This window comes from Mesobacillus sp., from assembly GCF_049588175.1.
Taxonomy (GTDB): domain Bacteria; phylum Bacillota; class Bacilli; order Bacillales; family Cytobacillaceae; genus Mesobacillus.
In genome coordinates this window covers 19,814-40,520 of record NZ_JBAVFI010000334.1, presented here as the reverse complement: position 1 = coordinate 40,520, position 20,707 = coordinate 19,814, and the positions used below count along the sequence as shown (strand labels likewise).

General features: G+C 42.4%; 36 protein-coding genes. All 36 read right to left on the bottom strand.

What is annotated here, in order from left to right; translation table 11 throughout:
- Positions 1-306 precede the first annotated feature (306 nt).
- The 36 genes from rpsI to rpsJ all read right to left on the bottom strand — a co-directional run bounded on the left by rpsI (position 307) and on the right by rpsJ (position 19,857).
- Positions 307-699: a 30S ribosomal protein S9 gene (rpsI, locus tag WB217_RS08385; RefSeq protein WP_423992467.1), complete on the bottom strand. Its 393-nt coding sequence runs from the start codon at positions 697-699 to the stop codon at positions 307-309.
- 20 nt (positions 700-719) lie between these two features.
- Positions 720-1,157 carry a 50S ribosomal protein L13 gene (rplM, locus tag WB217_RS08380; protein WP_423992465.1) on the bottom strand — a complete coding sequence of 146 codons (438 nt, stop codon included), beginning with the start codon at positions 1,155-1,157 and terminating at the stop codon, positions 720-722.
- A 174-nt stretch (positions 1,158-1,331) separates the two neighbouring features.
- The gene (gene truA / locus WB217_RS08375; RefSeq protein WP_423992463.1) at positions 1,332-2,096 is read right to left on the bottom strand and encodes a tRNA pseudouridine(38-40) synthase TruA; all 765 of its coding nucleotides are present in this window, start codon (positions 2,094-2,096) and stop codon (positions 1,332-1,334) included.
- A 9-nt stretch (positions 2,097-2,105) separates the two neighbouring features.
- On the bottom strand, positions 2,106-2,903 hold the full coding sequence (locus WB217_RS08370) for an energy-coupling factor transporter transmembrane component T family protein (RefSeq protein WP_423992461.1): 798 nt from the start codon (positions 2,901-2,903) through the stop codon (positions 2,106-2,108).
- Positions 2,900-3,769: an energy-coupling factor ABC transporter ATP-binding protein gene (locus WB217_RS08365; protein WP_423992459.1), complete on the bottom strand. Its 870-nt coding sequence runs from the start codon at positions 3,767-3,769 to the stop codon at positions 2,900-2,902. The genes WB217_RS08370 and WB217_RS08365 overlap by 4 nt, the downstream gene beginning before the upstream one ends.
- The gene (locus tag WB217_RS08360) at positions 3,745-4,584 is read right to left on the bottom strand and encodes an energy-coupling factor ABC transporter ATP-binding protein (protein ID WP_423992457.1); all 840 of its coding nucleotides are present in this window, start codon (positions 4,582-4,584) and stop codon (positions 3,745-3,747) included. Before WB217_RS08360 ends, WB217_RS08365 begins: the two co-directional genes overlap by 25 nt.
- Positions 4,585-4,993: 409 nt before the next feature.
- Complete coding sequence (rplQ, locus tag WB217_RS08355) at positions 4,994-5,356, bottom strand: 50S ribosomal protein L17 (RefSeq protein ID WP_041966509.1); 363 nt, start codon at positions 5,354-5,356, stop codon at positions 4,994-4,996.
- Between the two features lie 79 nt (positions 5,357-5,435).
- Complete coding sequence (locus WB217_RS08350) at positions 5,436-6,380, bottom strand: DNA-directed RNA polymerase subunit alpha (protein WP_423992455.1); 945 nt, start codon at positions 6,378-6,380, stop codon at positions 5,436-5,438.
- Between the two features lie 175 nt (positions 6,381-6,555).
- Positions 6,556-6,945, bottom strand: a complete 390-nt coding sequence (rpsK, locus tag WB217_RS08345; RefSeq protein ID WP_423992453.1) for a 30S ribosomal protein S11 — start codon at positions 6,943-6,945, stop codon at positions 6,556-6,558.
- Positions 6,946-6,969: 24 nt separating this feature from the next.
- Entirely contained in the window at positions 6,970-7,335 is a 366-nt protein-coding gene (rpsM, locus tag WB217_RS08340; RefSeq protein ID WP_423992451.1) for a 30S ribosomal protein S13, read from the bottom strand.
- Between the two features lie 23 nt (positions 7,336-7,358).
- Complete coding sequence (rpmJ, locus tag WB217_RS08335; RefSeq protein WP_003156543.1) at positions 7,359-7,472, bottom strand: 50S ribosomal protein L36; 114 nt, start codon at positions 7,470-7,472, stop codon at positions 7,359-7,361.
- Between the two features lie 34 nt (positions 7,473-7,506).
- Positions 7,507-7,725: a translation initiation factor IF-1 gene (infA, locus tag WB217_RS08330; protein WP_075980338.1), complete on the bottom strand. Its 219-nt coding sequence runs from the start codon at positions 7,723-7,725 to the stop codon at positions 7,507-7,509.
- 232 nt (positions 7,726-7,957) lie between these two features.
- The gene (gene map / locus WB217_RS08325; RefSeq protein ID WP_423992379.1) at positions 7,958-8,704 is read right to left on the bottom strand and encodes a type I methionyl aminopeptidase; all 747 of its coding nucleotides are present in this window, start codon (positions 8,702-8,704) and stop codon (positions 7,958-7,960) included.
- Positions 8,704-9,354: an adenylate kinase gene (locus tag WB217_RS08320; RefSeq protein ID WP_423992377.1), complete on the bottom strand. Its 651-nt coding sequence runs from the start codon at positions 9,352-9,354 to the stop codon at positions 8,704-8,706. Before WB217_RS08320 ends, map begins: the two co-directional genes overlap by 1 nt.
- A 58-nt stretch (positions 9,355-9,412) precedes the next feature.
- Positions 9,413-10,708, bottom strand: coding sequence for a preprotein translocase subunit SecY (gene secY / locus WB217_RS08315; protein WP_423992375.1), 1,296 nt, complete (start codon positions 10,706-10,708; stop codon positions 9,413-9,415).
- Entirely contained in the window at positions 10,708-11,148 is a 441-nt protein-coding gene (gene rplO, locus WB217_RS08310) for a 50S ribosomal protein L15 (protein ID WP_207503069.1), read from the bottom strand. The genes secY and rplO overlap by 1 nt, the downstream gene beginning before the upstream one ends.
- A 33-nt stretch (positions 11,149-11,181) precedes the next feature.
- A complete protein-coding gene (gene rpmD, locus WB217_RS08305) occupies positions 11,182-11,364 on the bottom strand; it encodes a 50S ribosomal protein L30 (RefSeq protein ID WP_335376677.1) in 183 nt (60 codons plus the stop codon).
- Positions 11,365-11,377: 13 nt separating this feature from the next.
- Positions 11,378-11,878, bottom strand: a complete 501-nt coding sequence (rpsE, locus tag WB217_RS08300) for a 30S ribosomal protein S5 (RefSeq protein WP_335376678.1) — start codon at positions 11,876-11,878, stop codon at positions 11,378-11,380.
- 24 nt (positions 11,879-11,902) lie between these two features.
- Complete coding sequence (gene rplR / locus WB217_RS08295) at positions 11,903-12,262, bottom strand: 50S ribosomal protein L18 (protein WP_335376679.1); 360 nt, start codon at positions 12,260-12,262, stop codon at positions 11,903-11,905.
- A gap of 32 nt (positions 12,263-12,294) precedes the next feature.
- Positions 12,295-12,831: a 50S ribosomal protein L6 gene (gene rplF / locus WB217_RS08290; RefSeq protein WP_423992372.1), complete on the bottom strand. Its 537-nt coding sequence runs from the start codon at positions 12,829-12,831 to the stop codon at positions 12,295-12,297.
- A gap of 31 nt (positions 12,832-12,862) precedes the next feature.
- A complete protein-coding gene (gene rpsH / locus WB217_RS08285) occupies positions 12,863-13,261 on the bottom strand; it encodes a 30S ribosomal protein S8 (protein ID WP_335433247.1) in 399 nt (132 codons plus the stop codon).
- Positions 13,262-13,291: 30 nt separating this feature from the next.
- Positions 13,292-13,477 carry a 30S ribosomal protein S14 gene (gene rpsN, locus WB217_RS08280; protein ID WP_009499044.1) on the bottom strand — a complete coding sequence of 62 codons (186 nt, stop codon included), beginning with the start codon at positions 13,475-13,477 and terminating at the stop codon, positions 13,292-13,294.
- 25 nt (positions 13,478-13,502) lie between these two features.
- Positions 13,503-14,042: a 50S ribosomal protein L5 gene (gene rplE / locus WB217_RS08275; protein ID WP_423992367.1), complete on the bottom strand. Its 540-nt coding sequence runs from the start codon at positions 14,040-14,042 to the stop codon at positions 13,503-13,505.
- A gap of 26 nt (positions 14,043-14,068) precedes the next feature.
- On the bottom strand, positions 14,069-14,380 hold the full coding sequence (rplX, locus tag WB217_RS08270) for a 50S ribosomal protein L24 (protein WP_335433249.1): 312 nt from the start codon (positions 14,378-14,380) through the stop codon (positions 14,069-14,071).
- 34 nt (positions 14,381-14,414) lie between these two features.
- Complete coding sequence (gene rplN, locus WB217_RS08265; RefSeq protein ID WP_423992365.1) at positions 14,415-14,783, bottom strand: 50S ribosomal protein L14; 369 nt, start codon at positions 14,781-14,783, stop codon at positions 14,415-14,417.
- A 40-nt stretch (positions 14,784-14,823) separates the two neighbouring features.
- Positions 14,824-15,087, bottom strand: a complete 264-nt coding sequence (rpsQ, locus tag WB217_RS08260) for a 30S ribosomal protein S17 (protein WP_023626421.1) — start codon at positions 15,085-15,087, stop codon at positions 14,824-14,826.
- A gap of 19 nt (positions 15,088-15,106) precedes the next feature.
- Positions 15,107-15,307, bottom strand: coding sequence for a 50S ribosomal protein L29 (gene rpmC / locus WB217_RS08255; RefSeq protein ID WP_423992363.1), 201 nt, complete (start codon positions 15,305-15,307; stop codon positions 15,107-15,109).
- Complete coding sequence (gene rplP / locus WB217_RS08250) at positions 15,297-15,731, bottom strand: 50S ribosomal protein L16 (protein WP_207503077.1); 435 nt, start codon at positions 15,729-15,731, stop codon at positions 15,297-15,299. Before rplP ends, rpmC begins: the two co-directional genes overlap by 11 nt.
- 1 nt (position 15,732) lies before the next feature.
- The gene (gene rpsC, locus WB217_RS08245; RefSeq protein WP_423992360.1) at positions 15,733-16,389 is read right to left on the bottom strand and encodes a 30S ribosomal protein S3; all 657 of its coding nucleotides are present in this window, start codon (positions 16,387-16,389) and stop codon (positions 15,733-15,735) included.
- Positions 16,390-16,392: 3 nt separating this feature from the next.
- Complete coding sequence (rplV, locus tag WB217_RS08240) at positions 16,393-16,734, bottom strand: 50S ribosomal protein L22 (protein ID WP_023626425.1); 342 nt, start codon at positions 16,732-16,734, stop codon at positions 16,393-16,395.
- A gap of 18 nt (positions 16,735-16,752) precedes the next feature.
- Positions 16,753-17,031 carry a 30S ribosomal protein S19 gene (gene rpsS / locus WB217_RS08235; protein ID WP_044393904.1) on the bottom strand — a complete coding sequence of 93 codons (279 nt, stop codon included), beginning with the start codon at positions 17,029-17,031 and terminating at the stop codon, positions 16,753-16,755.
- A 57-nt stretch (positions 17,032-17,088) separates the two neighbouring features.
- Positions 17,089-17,919, bottom strand: a complete 831-nt coding sequence (rplB, locus tag WB217_RS08230) for a 50S ribosomal protein L2 (protein ID WP_423992357.1) — start codon at positions 17,917-17,919, stop codon at positions 17,089-17,091.
- A 28-nt stretch (positions 17,920-17,947) separates the two neighbouring features.
- Entirely contained in the window at positions 17,948-18,232 is a 285-nt protein-coding gene (gene rplW / locus WB217_RS08225; RefSeq protein ID WP_423992355.1) for a 50S ribosomal protein L23, read from the bottom strand.
- Positions 18,232-18,855 (bottom strand): 50S ribosomal protein L4, encoded by a 624-nt coding sequence (gene rplD / locus WB217_RS08220; RefSeq protein ID WP_335433255.1) that lies wholly within the window; start codon positions 18,853-18,855, stop codon positions 18,232-18,234. The genes rplW and rplD overlap by 1 nt, the downstream gene beginning before the upstream one ends.
- Positions 18,856-18,881: 26 nt before the next feature.
- The gene (rplC, locus tag WB217_RS08215) at positions 18,882-19,511 is read right to left on the bottom strand and encodes a 50S ribosomal protein L3 (protein ID WP_423992353.1); all 630 of its coding nucleotides are present in this window, start codon (positions 19,509-19,511) and stop codon (positions 18,882-18,884) included.
- A gap of 37 nt (positions 19,512-19,548) precedes the next feature.
- Positions 19,549-19,857 carry a 30S ribosomal protein S10 gene (gene rpsJ / locus WB217_RS08210; RefSeq protein WP_207503082.1) on the bottom strand — a complete coding sequence of 103 codons (309 nt, stop codon included), beginning with the start codon at positions 19,855-19,857 and terminating at the stop codon, positions 19,549-19,551.
- Positions 19,858-20,707: the final 850 nt, after the last annotated feature.

Below are 20,707 nucleotides of genomic sequence, written 5' to 3'. Positions count from 1 at the left end.
GTGTAAATAGCAACAAATATTGCGAAAACAGTCAAATGTCAAAACCTCAAGTCCTTTCGAATCGTGAATCCCGTGGATTTTCTGATATTTGATGAAATTCGGCTCATTTTTCGCATAAACACTTTTCTATTTCCGAGCTGATTGATGCTTGAAAACTTTTATTGGCGAAGTTCACAACTTTATTAGCGAAAATCGGATTTTATTGGCGAACTGGAAATTACGTGAGTTTATTTCCAGTTTTCGCTGAGTATATCTCCACAAAAAAAGACTCCCAACCAATGGTTGAGAGTCTTTGAAGCGTAAAAATTAACGCTTTGAGAACTGAGGTGCACGACGAGCGCCTTTAAGACCGTATTTCTTACGTTCTTTCATACGAGCGTCACGAGTTAATAGTCCTGCACGCTTAAGTGCTGGACGGAATTCTGGGTCAGCTTGAAGTAACGCACGAGCGATACCGTGGCGGATTGCGCCAGCTTGACCAGTGTATCCACCGCCATTTACGTTTACAAGAATATCGTAGCTTCCTACAGTTTCAGTAGCAACAAGTGGCTGCTTAACTACTTCACGTAATGCTGCGAATGGGATATAGTTTTCAATTTCACGATCGTTGATTGTAATTTTTCCAGTGCCTGGTACTAAACGAACTCGTGCAACGGAGCTCTTACGACGACCAGTACCGATATATTGAACCTGTGCCAAGTCAATTACCTCCTTATTAATTATCCGCGAAGTTCGTAAACTTCAGGTTGTTGTGCTTGATGTGGATGCTCGTTACCAGCATATACATGAAGCTTTCTGAACATTTGGCGTCCAAGAGAGTTCTTTGGAAGCATACCTTTGATTGCAAGTTCAAGCATCTTTTCAGCGTAGTTCGTACGCATTTCAAGAGCAGTTCTTTGCTTCAAACCACCTGGGTGCATTGTGTGGCGGTAGTAGATTTTGTCAGTAAGTTTCTTACCTGTAAGTTCAATCTTAGAAGCATTGATAATGATGACATTGTCACCAGTGTCAACATGTGGTGTGAAAGTTGGTTTATGTTTACCACGTAGAATAGCTGCAACTTCAGTTGAAAGGCGACCAAGAGTCTTGCCTGCAGCGTCAACTACGTACCATTTACGCTCGATATTGTTGGCATTTGCCATAAACGTTGTACGCATGAGTTTCCCTCCTAAATAGTCAAAAAAAATCATTTTCATTTGTGGTATATTTTCAAACACGATAAAGCTCTTCCGGGGCTGATCGTGGGTTTAAAATACATACATATGATATATTAACCTGTGGTTGAGAGATTGTCAACACCAGGAATAGTTGTCATAATGATTTTTTCAAATTTATTTCCTATTTTCTAATGAATCGTCTTCATAGAAAACCTTCCAAAGATACAATCCGTGCCCAGGCGCTGTCTTGCCCGCCAGTGTGCGGTCTTTTTTTTCAAGGAGCTCAGGAATCGAATCTGCTGATCTCCTGCCTGTGCCGATCTCCAGAAGCGTACCTACGAGAATCCTTACCATGTTGTACAGGAAGCCGTCCCCGACAAACCTGAAGACAAACTGGCCGTTCTCTTCGAAAAAATCTATTTCCTTCAATGTCCGGACCCTATCCTCAACTTCAGTTTTAGCAGAGCAAAAACTAGTAAAATCATGAGTCCCGAGCAAATGTTCGCTAGCCTCCCTCATCACCTCTAAATCAAGGCTAAAAGGAAACTGATACGCAAAGTTCCTTTGGAACGGATCTCGATGTTTTGATAGCAGCATAAAGTATCGATATTCTTTGCTGACAGCGTTAAAGCGCGCATGGAAATCAGCTGCCGCCAATTCAACAGTATGAATGGCAATATCAGCAGGCAGCAAGGAATTAAGCGCAATCTGCCACCTGACAGGCTCAATTTCAAGCATTGTATCAAAATGGATAACCTGACCTCGCGCATGCACTCCCGCGTCTGTACGGCCCGATGCGCTTATTCTGATGCTTGTACCCTTATTAAGCTTCTCAAGAGCCTTTTCAATTTCTCCCTGGACCGTCCTTTTGCCAGGCTGTACCTGATAGCCGGAAAACGTCGTGCCATCGTATGAAATTGTACATTTTAATCGCGGCATGTTAATACCCTACCCTCTTAATACAATCAATAGAATCGTGACGAGCGCCAAAAATAGAATCATGCTCGTATCAGCAGTTCCCCACTTAAGCTGGCGATACTTTGTCCGGCCTTCCCCGCCTTTGTAGCCTCTTGCCTCCATGGCGACAGCAAGCTCCTCAGCCCGCTTGAATGAGCTGATGAACAGCGGGATCAATAACGGTACAATTGCTTTGATTCTCTCTTTGACCGGGCCGCTGTTATACTCGACGCCCCTTGCCGTCTGGGCCTTCATGATTTTGTCTGTTTCCTGCATGAGCGTAGGAATGAATCTCAATGAAATGGACATCATCAAAGCCAGTTCATGAACAGGGAAGTTCACTTTTTTCAAAGGATTAAGCAAAGTTTCCAAGCCATCTGTTATTTCAATCGGTGTCGTGGTCAGTGTTAAAAGTGAAGTGATAAGAATAAGCAGGAAAAAGCGCAATGAAATAAAAATCCCTTGTCTGATTCCTTCTTCATAGATTTTCAGCCAGCCTAAATCTAAAACGAGCTCTCCACCCTTTGTCATAAAAACATGCAGTAGGAATGTGAAGACTACTAGCAGTAAAATGGGTTTTAACCCACCGTAAAGGAATCGCGCTGGTATTTTTGACATACCTACCATCAAAAGCGTATAAATTGCTAAAACACCATAAGTCCATGCGTTATTTGCAATGAAAACAACACAAACAAAAAGAAATACAATGATCAGCTTCGAACGGGGATCCATCCGATGTAAAATTGACTCTCCTGGCACATATCGGCCAAAGATCATGTTCTCCATCATTTCTGGCTGCCCCCTTCCAATAAGCCCGCTACCATCTCGGCTAACTCATCCTCAGAAAGGCTAATCCGGCTGAACTTAGTCTGAAAGGCTTTTTCAATCCTTAACTGCAGACCTACTACCTCAGGAACATCCAAACCTAAATCAATCAGTGCCTGCGGATTTGAGAAAATCTCTTCAGGTGTCCCTTTTGTAAACACCTTCCCTTGATGCATGACAACAATCTTATCGGCATAACGCGCAGCGTCTTCCATGCTATGTGTTACCAGGATCGTAGATAGATTTTTCTTTTTATGAAGTGTATAAAATAAGTCCATAATTTCTTTTCTGCCCCGAGGATCAAGTCCTGCGGTCGGCTCGTCCAATACGATAACCTCAGGTTCCATCGCCAATACCCCAGCAATCGCAACGCGGCGCATTTGGCCGCCAGAGAGGTCGAATGGGGATTTTTCAAGAATGTCTTCAGACAGACCGACCAGCTGAATGGCTGACCTCGCACGTTCTTTGGCTTCGATCTCTGAAACACCAAAGTTCATCGGTCCAAAGCAAATATCCTTTTCCACTGTTTCTTCAAATAGCTGGTGTTCAGGGAACTGAAAAACAATTCCAACCTTTTCACGAACACCCTTTAAATTCTTTTCTTTTCGGTTCGCCTTAATCTCCCTGCTGCCAATCAGTACAGATCCTTTTGTCGGCTTCAGGAGAGCGTTCAAATGCTGCAGTACGGTAGACTTCCCTGACCCAGTATGCCCTATGATCGCCAAATACGTTCCTGAAGGAATGTCGATGGATACGTCAGAAACGGCAAGACGTTCGAAAGGAGAATTAGCCTGGTAACGATATTCTACATTTTTGAGTGAGATGTCCATAATTCCGTCACCAGCTCTTCTTCAGTTAAATATGATTTTGATAGCCCAATTCCTTTTTCCCGCAATAATTTGCTCATTTTAACGGGGAACGGAATATCCAGGCCAAGTTTGATTAATTCTTCATCCATCTGAAAAATTTCTTCGGGTGTTCCTTCACGATACAGCTTCCCTTTATTCATGACGAGGATTCTGTCAGCCTTGGCTGCTTCCTCAAGATCATGTGTAATCGAAATGACCGTAATATTTTCCCGGCTTTTTAATTCACGTACGGTTTCAATGACCTCTGCACGGCCTCGAGGGTCCAGCATTGAGGTAGCCTCATCAAGGATGATGATTGAAGGCTGCAGGGCAAGTACACCTGCAATCGCTACACGCTGTTTTTGGCCGCCGGACAGATGGTGCGGCTCTTGATTTAGAAAGGTTCCCATTTTGACTTTTTCAAGTGAATTTTGGACGCGCTCCACCATTAATTCTCTTGGCACGCCGTGATTTTCCAGACCAAAAGCCACATCATCCTGAACAGTTGTTCCAACGAACTGGTTATCAGGATTTTGAAAAACCATTCCGACATTCTTCCGTATATCCCAGACTGTGTCCTCCGAAAGAGTAATACCGCATACGGATATTGAACCTTCCTGTGGAAATTGCAGACCATTTAACAATTTGGCAAGGGTCGACTTACCCGAACCATTATGTCCTACGATGGCCAGCCATTCCCCTTCAAATATATCAAAACTGACATTATTTAAGGCAGGAGTATTTTGTCCATCATAGCTAAAAGATACATCTTGGATGCTAACAAGGAGCTTTTTCATCTCCGTCCTCCTCTCAACTCTTCTTAACTAGCTCTTCTCTAATTTATTGCGTCCACATTTATATAAAAAGTTTTAGAATATAAAAAAAGCCTGCACCTCTTCCCGGGCGGAAACGTTCCGCGAATTGCTGGGGTCCTTAAAGGACTGGGAAGAAGTGCATGAGCTAGACGAGACAGGCAGGAAAAGCTCCGCGAGTGAATCTGGCATCAGATCCTCGCAGCAGGACGTCAATTGCATCCTGGCGTTCCTGACCTAATGGACAGTGAGCAATCCCTCTTTTAATGCCTGCTCATCATAACGCTCGTTTTGGCTTGTGCTGCTTTTTTCAGTTTTCGAAGTGTAAGAAAAAAAGGGGATGAAACAAGTTTGTATAAACTGTCCATCGCCCTTGCCCGAGTGTTTAAAGATATTAAACTAACTCGATAATTACCATTGGCGCACCGTCACCGCGGCGAGGTCCAAGTTTCATAATACGAGTGTATCCACCTTGGCGCTCAGCATAGCGTGGAGCGATGTCAGCGAATAATTTTTGAACTGCATCTTGGTTTGTTTCAGCGTTTGCAACTTCGTTACGAACCCAAGCAGATGCTTGACGGCGAGCATGAAGATCTCCGCGCTTCCCAAGAGTAATCATTTTTTCAACAACTGAACGAAGCTCTTTAGCACGTGTTTCAGTAGTTTCAATACGCTCATTGATAATCAAATCTGTTGTTAAGTCACGTAGCATTGCTTTACGCTGAGCACTTGTGCGTCCTAACTTTCTGTATCCCATGAGTGTTTCCCTCCTTTGTTGAAGTCATAAGCTGGCATTTTCAGTCTGACAGCAAAATGCCTAGTTAATCTGCAATTAACTAGTCATCTTTACGTAAGCCTAAGCCTAGCTCTTCTAGTTTTGCTTTTACTTCTTCTAATGATTTTCTGCCTAGGTTACGAACCTTCATCATATCTTCTTCTGTCTTATGAGCAAGCTCTTGGACAGTGTTGATTCCAGCGCGCTTCAAGCAGTTATATGAACGAACAGAAAGGTCTAGTTCTTCAATAGTCATTTCAAGAACTTTTTCTTTTTGATCTTCTTCTTTTTCAACCATGATTTCAGCATTTTGAGCTTCATCAGTCAAACCGACAAAGATATTCAAATGCTCAGTCAGGATCTTAGCACCGAGTGCAATAGCTTCCTTAGGACCTGTGCTGCCATCTGTCCATACGTCAAATACCAGCTTGTCATAATTCGTCATTTGCCCTACGCGAGTGTTTTCTACCTGATATGATACACGTGAAACCGGTGTGAAGATTGAGTCGATTGGAATAACTCCGATCGGCTGGTCTTCCCGCTTGTTTTGAACAGCAGGAGTATAACCACGGCCTCTTCGAGCAGTCAAACGCATACGCAATGATCCCTTATTGGAAAGAGTCGCGATGTGAAGATCTGGATTTAAGATTTCAACATCACTGTCATGCGTGATACCAGCTGCTGTAACAGGACCTTCTCCCTGTAAATCGATTTCTAGTGTCTTCTCTTCATCAGAGTAGATTTTCAATGCTAATTTCTTAACATTTAAAATGATTGATGTAACATCTTCTACGACGCCTTCAATTGTTGAGAACTCATGAAGTACTCCATCGATTTGAATCGATGTAACAGCTGCACCTGGGAGTGAGGATAATAGGATACGACGTAAGGAGTTACCCAAAGTTGTACCATATCCACGCTCAAGCGGTTCTACGACAAACTTGCCGTACTTGGCATCATCGCTGATCTCAACCGTTTCGATTTTTGGTTTTTCTATTTCGATCATCAAATATACCCTCCTTCAAAACGTCGAAACCCCGGCTGGTTATTCACCACACCGAAAGTCCCCCATGTATACGTTCCCGTTTGTGCACAACAACTGGATTAATGATTTCTGTATACTAGAAAATATTTGTATCATATCCCATTATAGACAGGACTACAAATTCTATACAGAAAAATTAAACACGGCGACGTTTTGGCGGGCGGCAGCCGTTATGTGGAACTGGAGTTACATCTTTGATCGCTGTAACTTCAAGACCTGCTGCTTGTAAAGCACGGATAGCTGCTTCACGGCCAGCACCTGGTCCTTTAACAGTTACCTCTAAAGTTTTCAAACCATGTTCCATAGAAGTTTTAGCTGCAGTTTCTGCTGCCATTTGTGCTGCAAATGGAGTGGATTTACGTGAACCCTTGAAACCAAGTGAACCAGCACTAGACCATGATAATGCATTACCATGTACGTCTGTAATTGTTACGATTGTATTGTTAAAAGTTGAACGAATATGCGCAATTCCTGCTTCAATATTCTTTTTGACGCGGCGTTTGCGTGTATTAGTTTTACGAGCCATTTAAATGTTACCCTCCTTTACGGATTATTTTTTCTTGTTAGCTACAGTCTTACGAGGACCTTTACGAGTACGTGCGTTGTTCTTCGTGTTTTGTCCGCGAACAGGCAATCCACGACGATGACGCAAGCCACGGAATGAACCGATTTCCATTAGACGTTTGATGTTTAATGAAACCTCACGGCGAAGGTCACCTTCAACCTTTAATTTATCGATAAGATCACGAATCTTAGTAAGTTCTTCTTCAGTAAGATCGCGAACACGAGTGTCTTCAGAAACACCAGCTTCAGCAAGTACTTTTTCAGCAGTTGGTCTGCCGATTCCGAAAATGTATGTTAAAGAAATAACTACACGCTTTTCACGTGGAATATCTACACCAGCAATACGTGCCATCTAGATGCGCACCTCCTTTTTTATTAACCTTGTTTTTGTTTATGTTTAGGGTTTTCACAGATCACCATAACTTTGCCTTTTCTGCGAATAACTTTACACTTTTCGCAGATTGGCTTAACAGATGGTCTCACTTTCATTACTCTAACCTCCTTGATAGTACGGAGTCACGGTTTATTTAAAGCGGTAGGTAATTCTTCCGCGAGTCAAATCATATGGAGAAAGCTCAACTGTTACTTTATCTCCAGGCAGGATCCGAATAAAGTGCATTCTGATTTTGCCGGAAACATGAGCCAACACTGTATGACCATTCTCTAATTCTACCTTAAACATTGCATTAGGCAAAGTTTCAGTTACTGTGCCTTCAATTTCAATTACATCATCTTTCGCCATAAACTGGTCTCCCTTCTTAATTCAAATACGTATTTAAAATCTTATGCCCCGCGTTAGCGAAGCTTAGCTTTCCATTTTTGCCACGGCCTATACAGCAATGCAATTAAGATAATTGCTGAGAAAAATACTCAACCTTATGATTATATCATAAAGCTGGCATCCCGTCCGCATAGAAATTACATTTTGGCCTATTTTAAGACTAAAAACAGAATCAGGTGTCCGAACACTTCGATCAAGCTTTAGTTAATATCTCAAAGCCAGTTTCAGTGATCGCGATTGTATGCTCAAAGTGAGCACACACTTTACCGTCAACCGTTACGACAGTCCAATCATCGGCTAACGTTTTCACATAGCGGCTTCCTGCATTCACCATCGGTTCTACACATAGAACCATTCCAGGCCTCAGCCTTGGACCCTTGTTAGGAGGGCCGTAATGAGGAATTTGCGGGTCCTCATGCAATTCTTGCCCAATTCCATGGCCTACATACTCGCGAACAATAGAAAAACTTTCAGATTCCACATACGTTTGAATAGCATGGGAGATGTTCGAAAGATGTTCTCCTGGCTTGGCTTCTTTCAAGCCCCTGAACAAAGCCTCTTCCGTCACGTCTAAAAGACGCTGAGCTTCTTCATCAATCTTGCCTACCGGATAAGTCCAAGCAGAGTCCCCGTGGTATCCGTTGTACTTCGCACCGATATCGATACTGATGATGTCGCCTTCTCTGAGAACCCGTTCACCAGGAATCCCGTGAACTAGTTCGTTATTGACAGATGCACAGATGCTGCCGCGAAAACCATTATAACCTTTAAAAGAAGGAGTAGCACCTTGTTTGCGGATAAAATCTTCGGCAATGGCATCCAATTCTTTAGTTGTAATGCCAGGAGCAACATGCTTCTTCAACTCCTGGTGAGTCAACGCTACAATGCGACCTGCTTCTCGCATAATTTCTATTTCACGAGGGGTTTTACAAATGATCATTAATATAAGCCCCCAAGCAATTCTTCGATATCAGCGAACACTTTATCAATATCCTGCTGACCGTTGATATTGCGTAAGTAACCTTTATCCTCATAGAAGTTTAACAGAGGCTTTGTTTGCTGGATATTAACATCCAGGCGATTTTGAACTGTTTCGGCATTATCATCAGCACGCTGATAAAGTTCTCCGCCACAACGGTCGCATACGCCTTCCTCAGAAGGTGGGTTGAACACGAGGTGGTAAGTAGCCCCACAGTTTTTACAAATCCTGCGTCCGGTTAAACGCTCCATTAGTATACTTTGATCTACATCAATATTGATGACAAAATCTATTTTTTTATCAAGATCAGCAAGCATAGTGTCCAGTGCCTCAGCCTGGGCAACAGTGCGCGGGAATCCATCTAAAAGGAAACCTTTGCCACAGTCATCCTTGCTTAAGCGCTCACGGACGATCCCAATTGTTACTTCATCAGGAACTAGCTCTCCCTTGTCCATAAACGATTTTGCTTTTAATCCAAGTTCCGTTCCTTCTTTGATAGCTGCACGGAACATATCTCCTGTTGAGATATGAGGGATGTTGTATTTCACAACAATTTTATCGGCTTGCGTGCCCTTACCGGCACCCGGAAGCCCCATCAGAACCAAATTCACAAGATTTCCCCCCTCAGTCTCTATTTAAAGATTCAGGGAACTTAGGGTCCCCTAAATCTTATTTAATAAAGCCTTTATAGTGGCGTTTTACAAGCTGAGCTTCAAGCTGCTTCATTGTTTCAAGCGCAACGCCGACAACAATCAGCAAACTTGTTCCGCCAATCTGTACTGATTGAGGCAGACCAGCAAATTTAATGAATAATACTGGCAGCACAGAGATTACTGATAGGAAGATCGCGCCAACCAAAGTCAGGCGATACAGAACCTTAGTCAAGTATTCTTGTGTGTTTTTGCCAGGACGGATGCCTGGGACATATCCACCTTGCTTCTTCAAGTTTTCAGCAACCTGTTCAGGATTCACCTGGATGAACGCATAGAAATACGTGAACGCAATGATCAGAGCCACATACACGACCATACCGATCGGCTGTGTATAATCGAACGTCTTCTGAATCCAAAGTGTAACATCATTGGTGCCGAAGAACTGAGCGATTGTCGGAGGTGTAACGACAAACGAGATTGCGAAGATAACCGGGATAACACCAGCTGCATTCACTTTCAATGGAAGGTGAGTGTTCTGGCCGCCAACCGAATTATTTCCTGCACTCATACGTTTAGCGTACTGAATAGGTATTTTACGTGTTGCCTGCTGAATGAAAATGACACCAACGATAATAGCGATAACAGCTATCAGAATTAACAGGACAGTAACAATGCGAAGGAACAACGCATCACCTGCATCTTCAAATTGCTGAGCATAAATCTGGTTTGCCATAGTCGGAATTCCAGCAGCAATACCTGCAAAGATAATGATTGAGATACCGTTTCCTACTCCCTTTGCCGTGATCTGCTCCCCTAACCACATTAAGAATGCAGTTCCGGCAGTCAAGACCGTAGCGATCAGCAAGTAAGTTCCGATACCTGAGCTTTGGATTAATAATCCGCCAGCCATATTATTAAAGCCATAAGACATACCGAGGGCCTGGATAAAACCAAGAACGATCGTGAAATAGCGAGTAAACTGAGCTAATTTACGGCGTCCGACTTCTCCTTGTTTGGACCATTCGGTAAACTTAGGCACAACATCCATCTGTAATAGTTGAATGATGATAGAAGCGGTGATGTAAGGCATGATTCCCATTGCGAAAATGGAGAAATTCTTCAGCGCACCGCCGCCAAATGTATTTAGCACTCCGAAAACACTCATGTCATCTTGTGCTCTTAAAATATCTGCATTTACGTTCGGAACAGGAATAAATGAGCCGAAACGAAATACAATCAACATTAAAAGGGTGAAGAAGATTTTATTTCTAATTTCACCCACGCGCATAAAATTGGAGATTGTCTGGAACATTAAATCACCTCAGTTTGACCGCCAGCAGCTTCGATAGCTTCTTTGGCTGTTGAGGAGAACTTATGAGCTTTAACAGTTAGTTTCTTGTCTAAGCTTCCTTTAGCAAGTACTTTCACACCTGCTAATTCTTTCTTAACAAGACCTGTTTCGATTAAAAGTTCTGGAGTCACTTCAGTTCCATCTTCGAATACGTTTAGAGCATCAAGGTTAACGACTGCATATTCTTTGCGGTTGATGTTTGTGAAACCGCGTTTTGGCAAGCGTCGGAATAAAGGAGTTTGACCACCTTCAAAACCAAGGCGAACACCGCCGCCAGAACGTGCGTTTTGACCTTTATGACCCTTACCAGCAGTTTTACCTTGACCAGAACCGATACCACGTCCAAGACGTTTACGTTCTTTACGAGAACCTTCTGCAGGCTTTAATTCATGAAGTTTCATGTTGGCACCTCCTTATTTTAAAGAAGAATATAATTATTTTTCGTTTACTGTAACAAGATGAGAAACTTTGTTGATCATGCCACGGATTGCTGCATTATCAGCTTGCTCAACTGTTTGGTTCATTTTACGTAAACCAAGAGCCTTAACTGTTTCGCGCTGATCTTGCGGACGGCCGATCAAGCTGCGAGTGAGGGTAATTTCTAATTTGTTAGCCATTTGATTTCCCTCCTTATCCTAACAGTTCTTCCACAGATTTACCGCGTAACTTTGCTACGTCTTCTGCACGCTTAAGTTGTTTTAATCCGTCAAGAGTTGCACGAACCATATTAATTGGTGTGTTTGTTCCTAATGATTTAGAAAGGATGTCAGCAACACCAGCTAATTCTAGAACCGCACGAACTGGTCCGCCAGCGATAACTCCTGTACCTTCAGAAGCAGGCTTCAGAAGGATTTCACCAGCACCAAAGTGTCCGATAACCTGGTGTGGAATTGTAGTACCAACCATAGGTACTTGGATTAGGTTCTTCTTCGCATCTTCGATAGCTTTGCGAATCGCTTCAGGTACTTCTTGTGCTTTACCAGTACCCATGCCGACATTACCGTTTTTATCTCCTACTACTACAAGAGCAGAAAAACGGAAACGGCGTCCACCTTTAACAACTTTCGCAACACGGTTAATCGTAACTACGCGTTCTTCAAGTTCAAGTTTGTTTGGATCAATACGACGCATCTTTTTGTGTCCCTCCTTTTTTTATTAAAATTCTAAGCCGTTTTCACGAGCAGCATCAGCAAGAGCCTGAACGCGGCCATGATAGAGGTATCCGCCTCGGTCAAATACTACAGATTTGTAACCTTTTTCAACAGCACGCTTAGCGATAAGTTCACCAATTGTCTTAGCTGCTTCAAGGTTATTGCCTTCAACATTAACTTCTTTATCTAAAGTAGAAGCACTTGCTAAAGTTACTCCCTTTACATCGTCAATTAATTGAGCGTAAATGTGCTTGTTAGAACGGAACACATTTAGACGAGGACGAGCTTCAGTTCCGCTAAGTTTCGCACGAACACGACCATGTCTTTTACGGCGAGTAGCGTTTTTATCAGCCTTCGTAATCATTTACGTCACTCCTTTCGTTAACCTATGCGGCCTTACTTACCTGTTTTACCTTCTTTACGGCGTACAAATTCGCCTTCATAACGAATACCTTTACCTTTGTAAGGCTCTGGCGGACGTACGTCACGGATGTTAGCAGCTAATGCGCCAACACGCTCTTTGTCAGTTCCTTTTACAATAATCTTAGTGTTTGCAGGAACTTCGACCTCGATGCCAGTTTCTGGCTCGATTTCTACTGGATGAGAATAACCTACGCTAAGTACAAGCTTGTTGCCTTGCTTAGAAGCACGGTAACCAACACCTACTAGCTCAAGAGTTCTTTCAAATCCTTTAGATACACCTTCAACCATGTTCGCAAGGACTGCGCGAGTCGTTCCATGCAATGCACGGTGTTCCTTTGCGTCAGATGGACGAGAGATATTGATTACGTTATCTTCAACCTTAATTTCGATATCAGCGTGAAAAGTACGAGACAATTCACCTTTTGGTCCTTTAACTGTTACGTGATTATTATCAAGAGTAACAGTTACACCAGCTGGAATTTCAATTGGTTTTTTACCTACGCGTGACATTTGTTGCACCTCCATTCATTCAGAAAATCTATTACCAAACGTATGCTAAAACTTCTCCGCCAACTTGCTTTGCGCGAGCTTCTTTGTCAGTTAAAACGCCGTTTGAAGTTGAAACAAGAGCAATACCTAAACCGTTAAGTACCTTAGGTACTTCAGTTGATTTTGCATAAACGCGAAGTCCTGGCTTGCTGATTCTCTTAAGACCAGTAATAACACGCTCGTTGTTAGCACCGTACTTCAAGAAGATACGGATGATACCTTGTTTGTTATCTTCGATATATTCAACGTCACGTACGAAGCCTTCACGCTTAAGGATCTCAGCGATTTCTTTCTTCATGTTAGAAGCAGGTACTTCTAATTTTTCGTGACGTACCATATTCGCATTACGAATACGAGTAAGCAAATCTGCAATCGGATCTGTCATGACCATTTAATTTACCTCCTTCCAGAGCTTTCAGTTTTACCAGCTAGCTTTTTTCACACCAGGAATTTGTCCTTTGTATGCTAATTCACGGAAACAAATACGGCAAAGCTTAAATTTACGGTATACAGAGTGCGGACGGCCGCAGCGCTCACAGCGAGTGTACTCTTGTACTTTATATTTAGGCGTGCGTTTTTGTTTCGCAATCATTGATTTCTTAGCCACGTTTTCGCCTCCCTCTTATTAGAGATTACTTTTGAAATGGCATTCCGAATTGTGTTAATAGTTCACGAGCTTCTTCATCAGTGTTAGCAGTCGTTACAATAACAATGTCCATGCCACGAACTTTATTTACTTTATCGTAATCAATTTCAGGGAAGATCAATTGTTCTTTAACACCAAGTGTGTAGTTACCGCGTCCGTCGAAAGACTTTTTAGAGATACCGCGGAAGTCACGTACACGTGGTAAAGAAACTGAAATTAACTTGTCGATGAATTCGTACATGCGCTCTCCGCGAAGAGTTACTTTCGCGCCGATTGGCATACCTTCACGAAGGCGGAAACCAGCGATTGATTTCTTAGCGCGAGTCACGACTGGCTTTTGGCCTGTGATTGTTGCTAATTCTTCAACTGCAGTATCAAGAGCTTTAGCATTGGCAACAGCTTCACCAACACCCATGTTGATTACGATCTTTTCAAGCTTTGGTACTTCCATAATTGATTTATAGTTGAATTTGCTCATTAGAGCAGGAGTCATTTCCTTGTTGAACTTTTCTTTTAGGCGGTTCATCGATTGTACCTCCCTTCTTCAATAGACTATTTATCTAGAACTTCACCGGATTTTTTAGCAACGCGTACCTTCTTGCCGTTTTCAACTGTGTAACCAACTCGGGTCGGCTTACCAGACTTCGCATCGATAGGCATTACGTTTGATACATGGATTGGTGCTTCCTGGTTAAGGATTCCACCCTGTGGATTAACTTGTGAAGGCTTAGCGTGCTTTTTCACGATGTTGATTCCTTCAACAAGAACACGGCTTTGCTTAGGAAAAGCTTCAAGGATGATCCCTGTTTTGCCTTTGTCCTTACCAGAGATGACCATTACTTTGTCACCTTTTTTTACATGCATCTGTGTGCACCTCCTTAAAGGCATTTGAAATAGATTATAGTACTTCTGGTGCTAATGAAACGATTTTCATGAAGTTGTTTTCACGAAGCTCACGTGCAACCGGTCCAAAGATACGAGTTCCACGAGGACCTTTATCATCACGGATGATTACACAAGCATTCTCGTCAAATTTGATGTATGAACCGTCTGTACGGCGCATACCAGTCTTTGTACGAACAATTACTGCTTTAACAACGTCACCTTTTTTAACAACGCCACCTGGTGTTGCTTGTTTCACTGTGCAGACGATAATATCACCAATATTAGCAGTCTTACGGCCAGAACCGCCTAGAACTTTAATAGTTAGTACTTCACGAGCACCTGAATTATCAGCAACTTTTAAACGTGTTTCCTGTTGGATCATGCGAGTAACCTCCCTTCGGAATAAACCTTAATCCGAACAATTAGATAATAACAGCTTTTTCCACCACTTCTACAAGGCGGAAACGTTTTGTGGCAGATAGCGGACGAGTTTCCATGATACGTACTACGTCGCCGATTTTTGCCTCATTTTGCTCATCATGAGCTTTGAATTTCTTAGAGTATTTAACACGCTTGCCGTATAAAGGATGCTTTTTGTATGTTTCAACAAGAACAGTGACAGTTTTGTCCATCTTATCAGAAACTACGCGTCCAGTATAAACTTTGCGTTGGTTGCGTTCACTCATTGTGAGAACCTCCTCTCAATTATCTGTTAACGCCGATCTCTCGTTCACGAATTACAGTTTTCATGCGAGCAATCGCTTTGCGTACTTCACGAATGCGAGCTGTGTTTTCAAGTTGTCCAGTCGCTAATTGAAAGCGCAGGTTGAAAAGCTCTTCTTTTAAAGATTTAACTTTTTGTTCAATTTCAGCAGTGGTAAGGTCACGAAGGTCATTAGCTTTCATTAGATTCACCACCAATTTCTTCTCGTTTAACAAACTTACACTTGATCGGAAGCTTGTGTGCAGCAAGGCGTAATGCTTCGCGTGCGACTTCTTCAGAAACGCCAGCGATTTCGAACATTATTTTGCCTGGTTTAACAACTGCTACCCAGCCTTCAGGTGAACCTTTACCGGAACCCATTCGGACTTCAAGAGGCTTTGCAGTATATGGCTTGTGAGGGAAAATTTTGATCCAAACTTTTCCTCCACGTTTCATGTAACGAGTCATCGCGATACGAGCAGATTCGATCTGGCGGTTTGTGATCCAAGAAGCTTCTAAAGCTTGAAGGCCAAATTCACCAAATGTTACTTCTGCGCCGCCTTTCGCTTTTCCGCGCATTTTTCCGCGGTGCTCACGACGATATTTAACGCGTTTAGGCAATAACATATTATTTGCCTCCTTCCTCAGATTTCTTCTTTGTAGGAAGGACCTCTCCACGGTAAATCCATACTTTTACGCCAAGTTTTCCGTAAGTTGTATCTGCTTCAGCAGTAGCGTAATCGATATCAGCACGAAGAGTATGAAGTGGAACTGTTCCTTCGCTGTAATGTTCAGAACGAGCGATATCTGCTCCGCCAAGACGGCCGGATACCATTGTCTTGATCCCTTTAGCGCCTGCACGCATAGCACGTTGGATAACTTGCTTTTGAGCACGACGGAAAGATACACGGTTTTCCAATTGGCGCGCAATGTTTTCAGCAACCAATTTCGCATCGATATCAGCTTTTTTGATTTCAAGAATGTTTATATGAACACGTTTGCCAGTAAGTTGGTTTAACGCTTTGCGAAGAGCTTCAACCTCAGTACCGCCCTTACCGATAACCATTCCTGGCTTAGCAGTGTGGACAGTTACATTTAAACGGTTTGCAGCACGTTCGATCTCTACTTTAGAAAGAGAAGCATCGCGTAAACGCTTTGTGATGTACTCACGAACCTTAAGGTCTTCGTGTAAAAGATCAGCGTAGTCTTTGCCTGCGTACCATTTAGATTCCCAATCACGGATGATCCCGATACGCAAACCGACTGGATTTACTTTTTGACCCACTGATTATCCCTCCTTCTTTTCTGATAAAACGATAGTAATATGGCTAGTACGTTTGTTAATTGCACTTGCACGGCCCATAGCACGTGGACGGAAACGTTTCAACGTTGGTCCTTCGTTTGCATACGCTTCGGATACGACAAGGTTATTAACATCCATTTCATAGTTGTGTTCTGCGTTCGCTAATGCAGATTTTAACACTTTATCTACGATTGGAGAAGCTGCTTTTGGGGTAAGGTTTAAAATAGCTACCGCTTCACCAACTTGCTTTCCTCGAATTAAATCTAAAACTAAGCGAGCTTTACGAGGAGCAATACGAACTGTTCTTGCAACAGCTTTAGCTTGCATTTGGATGCCCTCCTCTCATTAACGTCTTGTTTTCTTATCGTCATTACCATGCCCTTTGTAAGTACGAGTTGGAGCAAATTCTCCAAGCTTGTGGCCTACCATGTCTTCAGTGACATATACAGGAACATGTTTACGACCATCGTAGACAGCAATAGTGTGTCCGATGAATTGTGGGAAGATCGTAGAACGGCGAGACCAAGTTTTTACAACTTTCTTGCCTTCAGTTTCATTTAACTTTTCGATCTTTGTGATTAAGTGCTCATCAACAAAAGGTCCTTTTTTTAAGCTGCGACCCATGATTGAACCTCCCTTCGTGATTGCCCTACGGTTCCCGCGAACCGTAGCTCAATCCCGTTATTTTTTACGACGACGTACGATAAACTTGTCGGATTTGTTTTTCTTCTTACGAGTCTTGTAACCAAGAGTCGGCTTGCCCCATGGTGACATTGGTGATTTACGTCCGATTGGTGAACGTCCTTCACCACCACCGTGTGGGTGATCGTTAGGGTTCATTACAGATCCACGAACTGTTGGGCGCTTGCCTAACCAGCGTGAACGACCTGCTTTACCGATATTGATCAATTCGTGTTGTTCATTACCAACTTGACCAATAGTTGCACGGCACTCAGAAAGGATCATACGTACTTCGCCAGAGTTTAAACGAACTAATACATATTTGCCTTCTTTACCAAGAACCTGTGCTGAAGTTCCTGCAGAACGAACTAATTGTCCGCCTTTACCAGGCTTCAATTCGATGTTGTGTATTACAGTACCAACTGGGATGTTAGTTAGTGGAAGAGCATTACCTACTTTAATGTCAGCTGTTGGGCCAGACATAACTTCCATACCTACTTCTAGGTTTTTAGGAGCTAGGATATATCTCTTTTCACCATCTACGTAGTTAATTAATGCAATGTTTGCAGAACGGTTTGGATCATACTCAATCGTGGCAACGCGTCCAGGAATGCCATCTTTTGTACGCTTAAAGTCGATGATCCTGTATTGACGCTTGTGGCCGCCACCTTGATGACGAACAGTTAACTTACCTTGGTTGTTACGACCGCCTTTTCTGTGCAACGGAGCAAGCAAGGATTTCTCCGGCTTGTCAGTTGTAATCTCAGCAAAATCAGATGCTGTCATATTACGACGACCGTTGGAGGTAGGTTTGTACTTTTTAATCGCCATTTCGTTTCCCTCCTCTTCTATTCAAGTTTTATACTTCGAAGAATTCGATTTCTTTGCTTTCTTGTGTAAGTTTTACGATTGCTTTACGGCGTTTATTAGTGTATCCGCCGAACTTGCCCATACGCTTAAACTTACCTTTGTAGTTCATGATGTTAACTTTTTCAACTTTAACGCCGAAAATAGTTTCGATCGCGTCTTTAACTTGTGTTTTGTTCGCTCTTGTATCAACTTCGAAAGTGTACTTCTTCTCAGTCATAAGATCTGAAGAACGTTCTGTAATAACGGGGCGCTTAATGATATCGCGTGCATCCATTATGCAAGCACCTCCTCTACTTTTTCAACAGCTGCTTTTGTCATGATCAGCTTATCATGATTTAAAACGTCCAACACGTTAATTCCATCAGCAGCAACAACAGTTACTCCAGGAATGTTACGAGCTGAAAGTGCAACGTTTTCGTCTAATCCTGCTGTTACGATCAGGGCTTTAGTGTTAACTGAAAGACCTTTTAGTACGTTCGTGAATTCCTTTGTCTTTGGAGCTTCGAATGCTAGGCTCTCAAGTACTAGGATGCTTTCAGCTTGTACTTTAGATGATAAAGCAGATTTGATCGCTAAACGACGAACTTTTTTAGGCAATTTATAGCTGTAGCTGCGTGGAACTGGTCCGAATACAGTACCGCCTCCGCGCCATTGTGGGGAACGGATAGATCCCTGACGAGCACGTCCAGTACCTTTTTGTTTCCAAGGCTTACGTCCGCCGCCCGCTACTTCAGAACGAATTTTAGTTTTATGAGTTCCTTGACGTAATGAAGCTCTCTGCATGACAACTGCTTCGAACATTACGTGGTTGTTAGGCTCAATACCAAATACTGATTCGTTTAGTTCGATTTCACCAACTTGTGAACCAGCTTGGTTAAATAATGCTACTTTCGGCATTCTTGTTTCCTCCTTTCCTGTAAAAATTACTTAGCTTTTACAGCACCTTTAATTTTTAGAAGGGCTTTTCTAGCACCAGGAACGTTTCCTTTGATTAGTAGAAGGTTACGTTCTATGTCAACTTTAACGATTTGCAGGTTTTGAACAGTGATTTGCTCTCCACCCATGCGTCCTGGTAATAGTTTACCTTTGAATACACGGTTTGGAGCAACAGGACCCATTGAACCAGGGCGGCGGTGGTAACGAGAACCGTGAGCCATTGGTCCGCGAGATTGTCCGTGGCGCTTGATTACACCTTGGAAACCTTTACCCTTAGAGATTCCTGTAACATCTACCATTTCGCCTTCTGCGAAAATATCAACTTTGACTTCCTGACCAACTTCATACTCTGCTAAGTTAACTCCGTTGATTTCTTTCACGAAGCGCTTAGGAGCAGTGTTTGCTTTGCCAACGTGGCCTTTTTCTGGTTTGTTAGAAAGCTTTTCGCGCTTGTCTTCAAAGCCAAGCTGTACTGCTTCGTAACCATCTGTCTCAACAGATTTCACTTGAAGCACTACGTTTGGAGCAGCTTCTACTACAGTTACCGGGATTAGGTCGCCGTTTTCAGCAAATACTTGAGTCATACCAATCTTTCTTCCTAAGATTCCTTTGGTCATTTAAGTCACACCTCCTGTATGTTTTAATGTTTATTTTTTAAAGTTTGATTTCGATATCTACACCTGATGGCAGGTCTAAACGCATTAATGAATCGACCGTTTGCGGAGTCGGATTGATGATATCAATCAGACGCTTATGCGTACGCATTTCAAACTGTTCACGAGAATCTTTGTACTTATGCACCGCACGAAGAATTGTGTAAATCGTCTTTTCAGTAGGTAGTGGGATTGGACCAGACACCGCCGCACCAGAACGCTTTGCTGTTTCAACAATTTTTTCTGCAGATGTATCAAGAATTCTGTGATCATAAGCTTTTAAACGGATACGAATTTTTTGTTTTGCCATTACTTTCCCTCCTTTTCGCCTATTTTTAAAATAGACATTCTCAGCGAAAATTTCCCACACACTCGCCATGGCAAAGCGGCCGGGTGTGTCAGCAACCTTTCGCATCATCGCAGTCAAAGACCAACATTGTCTATTATACATAAAACATAACTCAAACGCAACATTAATTCCGCAATTTCATTATGTTTAACACACTTTTACTATTATAGCGGGCATTTCGTTATTTTACAAGTCATCTGGAAGAAGTCTAACAATTTCAAACCAGAGAAAATAATTCCTGTTGTTAGTTATGTAGATAATTCGCTTTGTGATTTAAGGAGTTATTTATTATAGAAGAAACTCGCTTGTGATTTAAGGAGTTATATTGAAGAAGCTCGCTTCTTGATTAGGAGTTATTTATATAGAAGAAACTCGTTTTCAATTTGGAGGCTAAATGGGTCATATCTGTTTTAGATGACCAGTGATCGGCGGCTTGAATGCTTTCTTATTTGAAGAAATATTGCATTGTTTCTAACACAAGGCAGATACCTTTGGCGAAGAGGTTATCATATTATGGTTTTTTCTAATATGTTGATTGGCTTGGAAATAATAAAGAAACTCTTTTATCGATGGTCACACTTTTGATGTAACACTTGTAATTGGTCTTACATAACTAACAACCTAGGCACTTAGATGATCTGTTACCTAATTGGAATCATTCTTCTATTTCTAAACGCAATATATTTGAATCCGTTGCCCATTTTTTATCTTCCTCTTACTTTCAGTCACAGCTTCGGGATTTCTGTTACCCTTTTTACATTTCCCCCTTACATTCCGTCACAACTTCCAACTTTCCGTTACCCTTTTTACA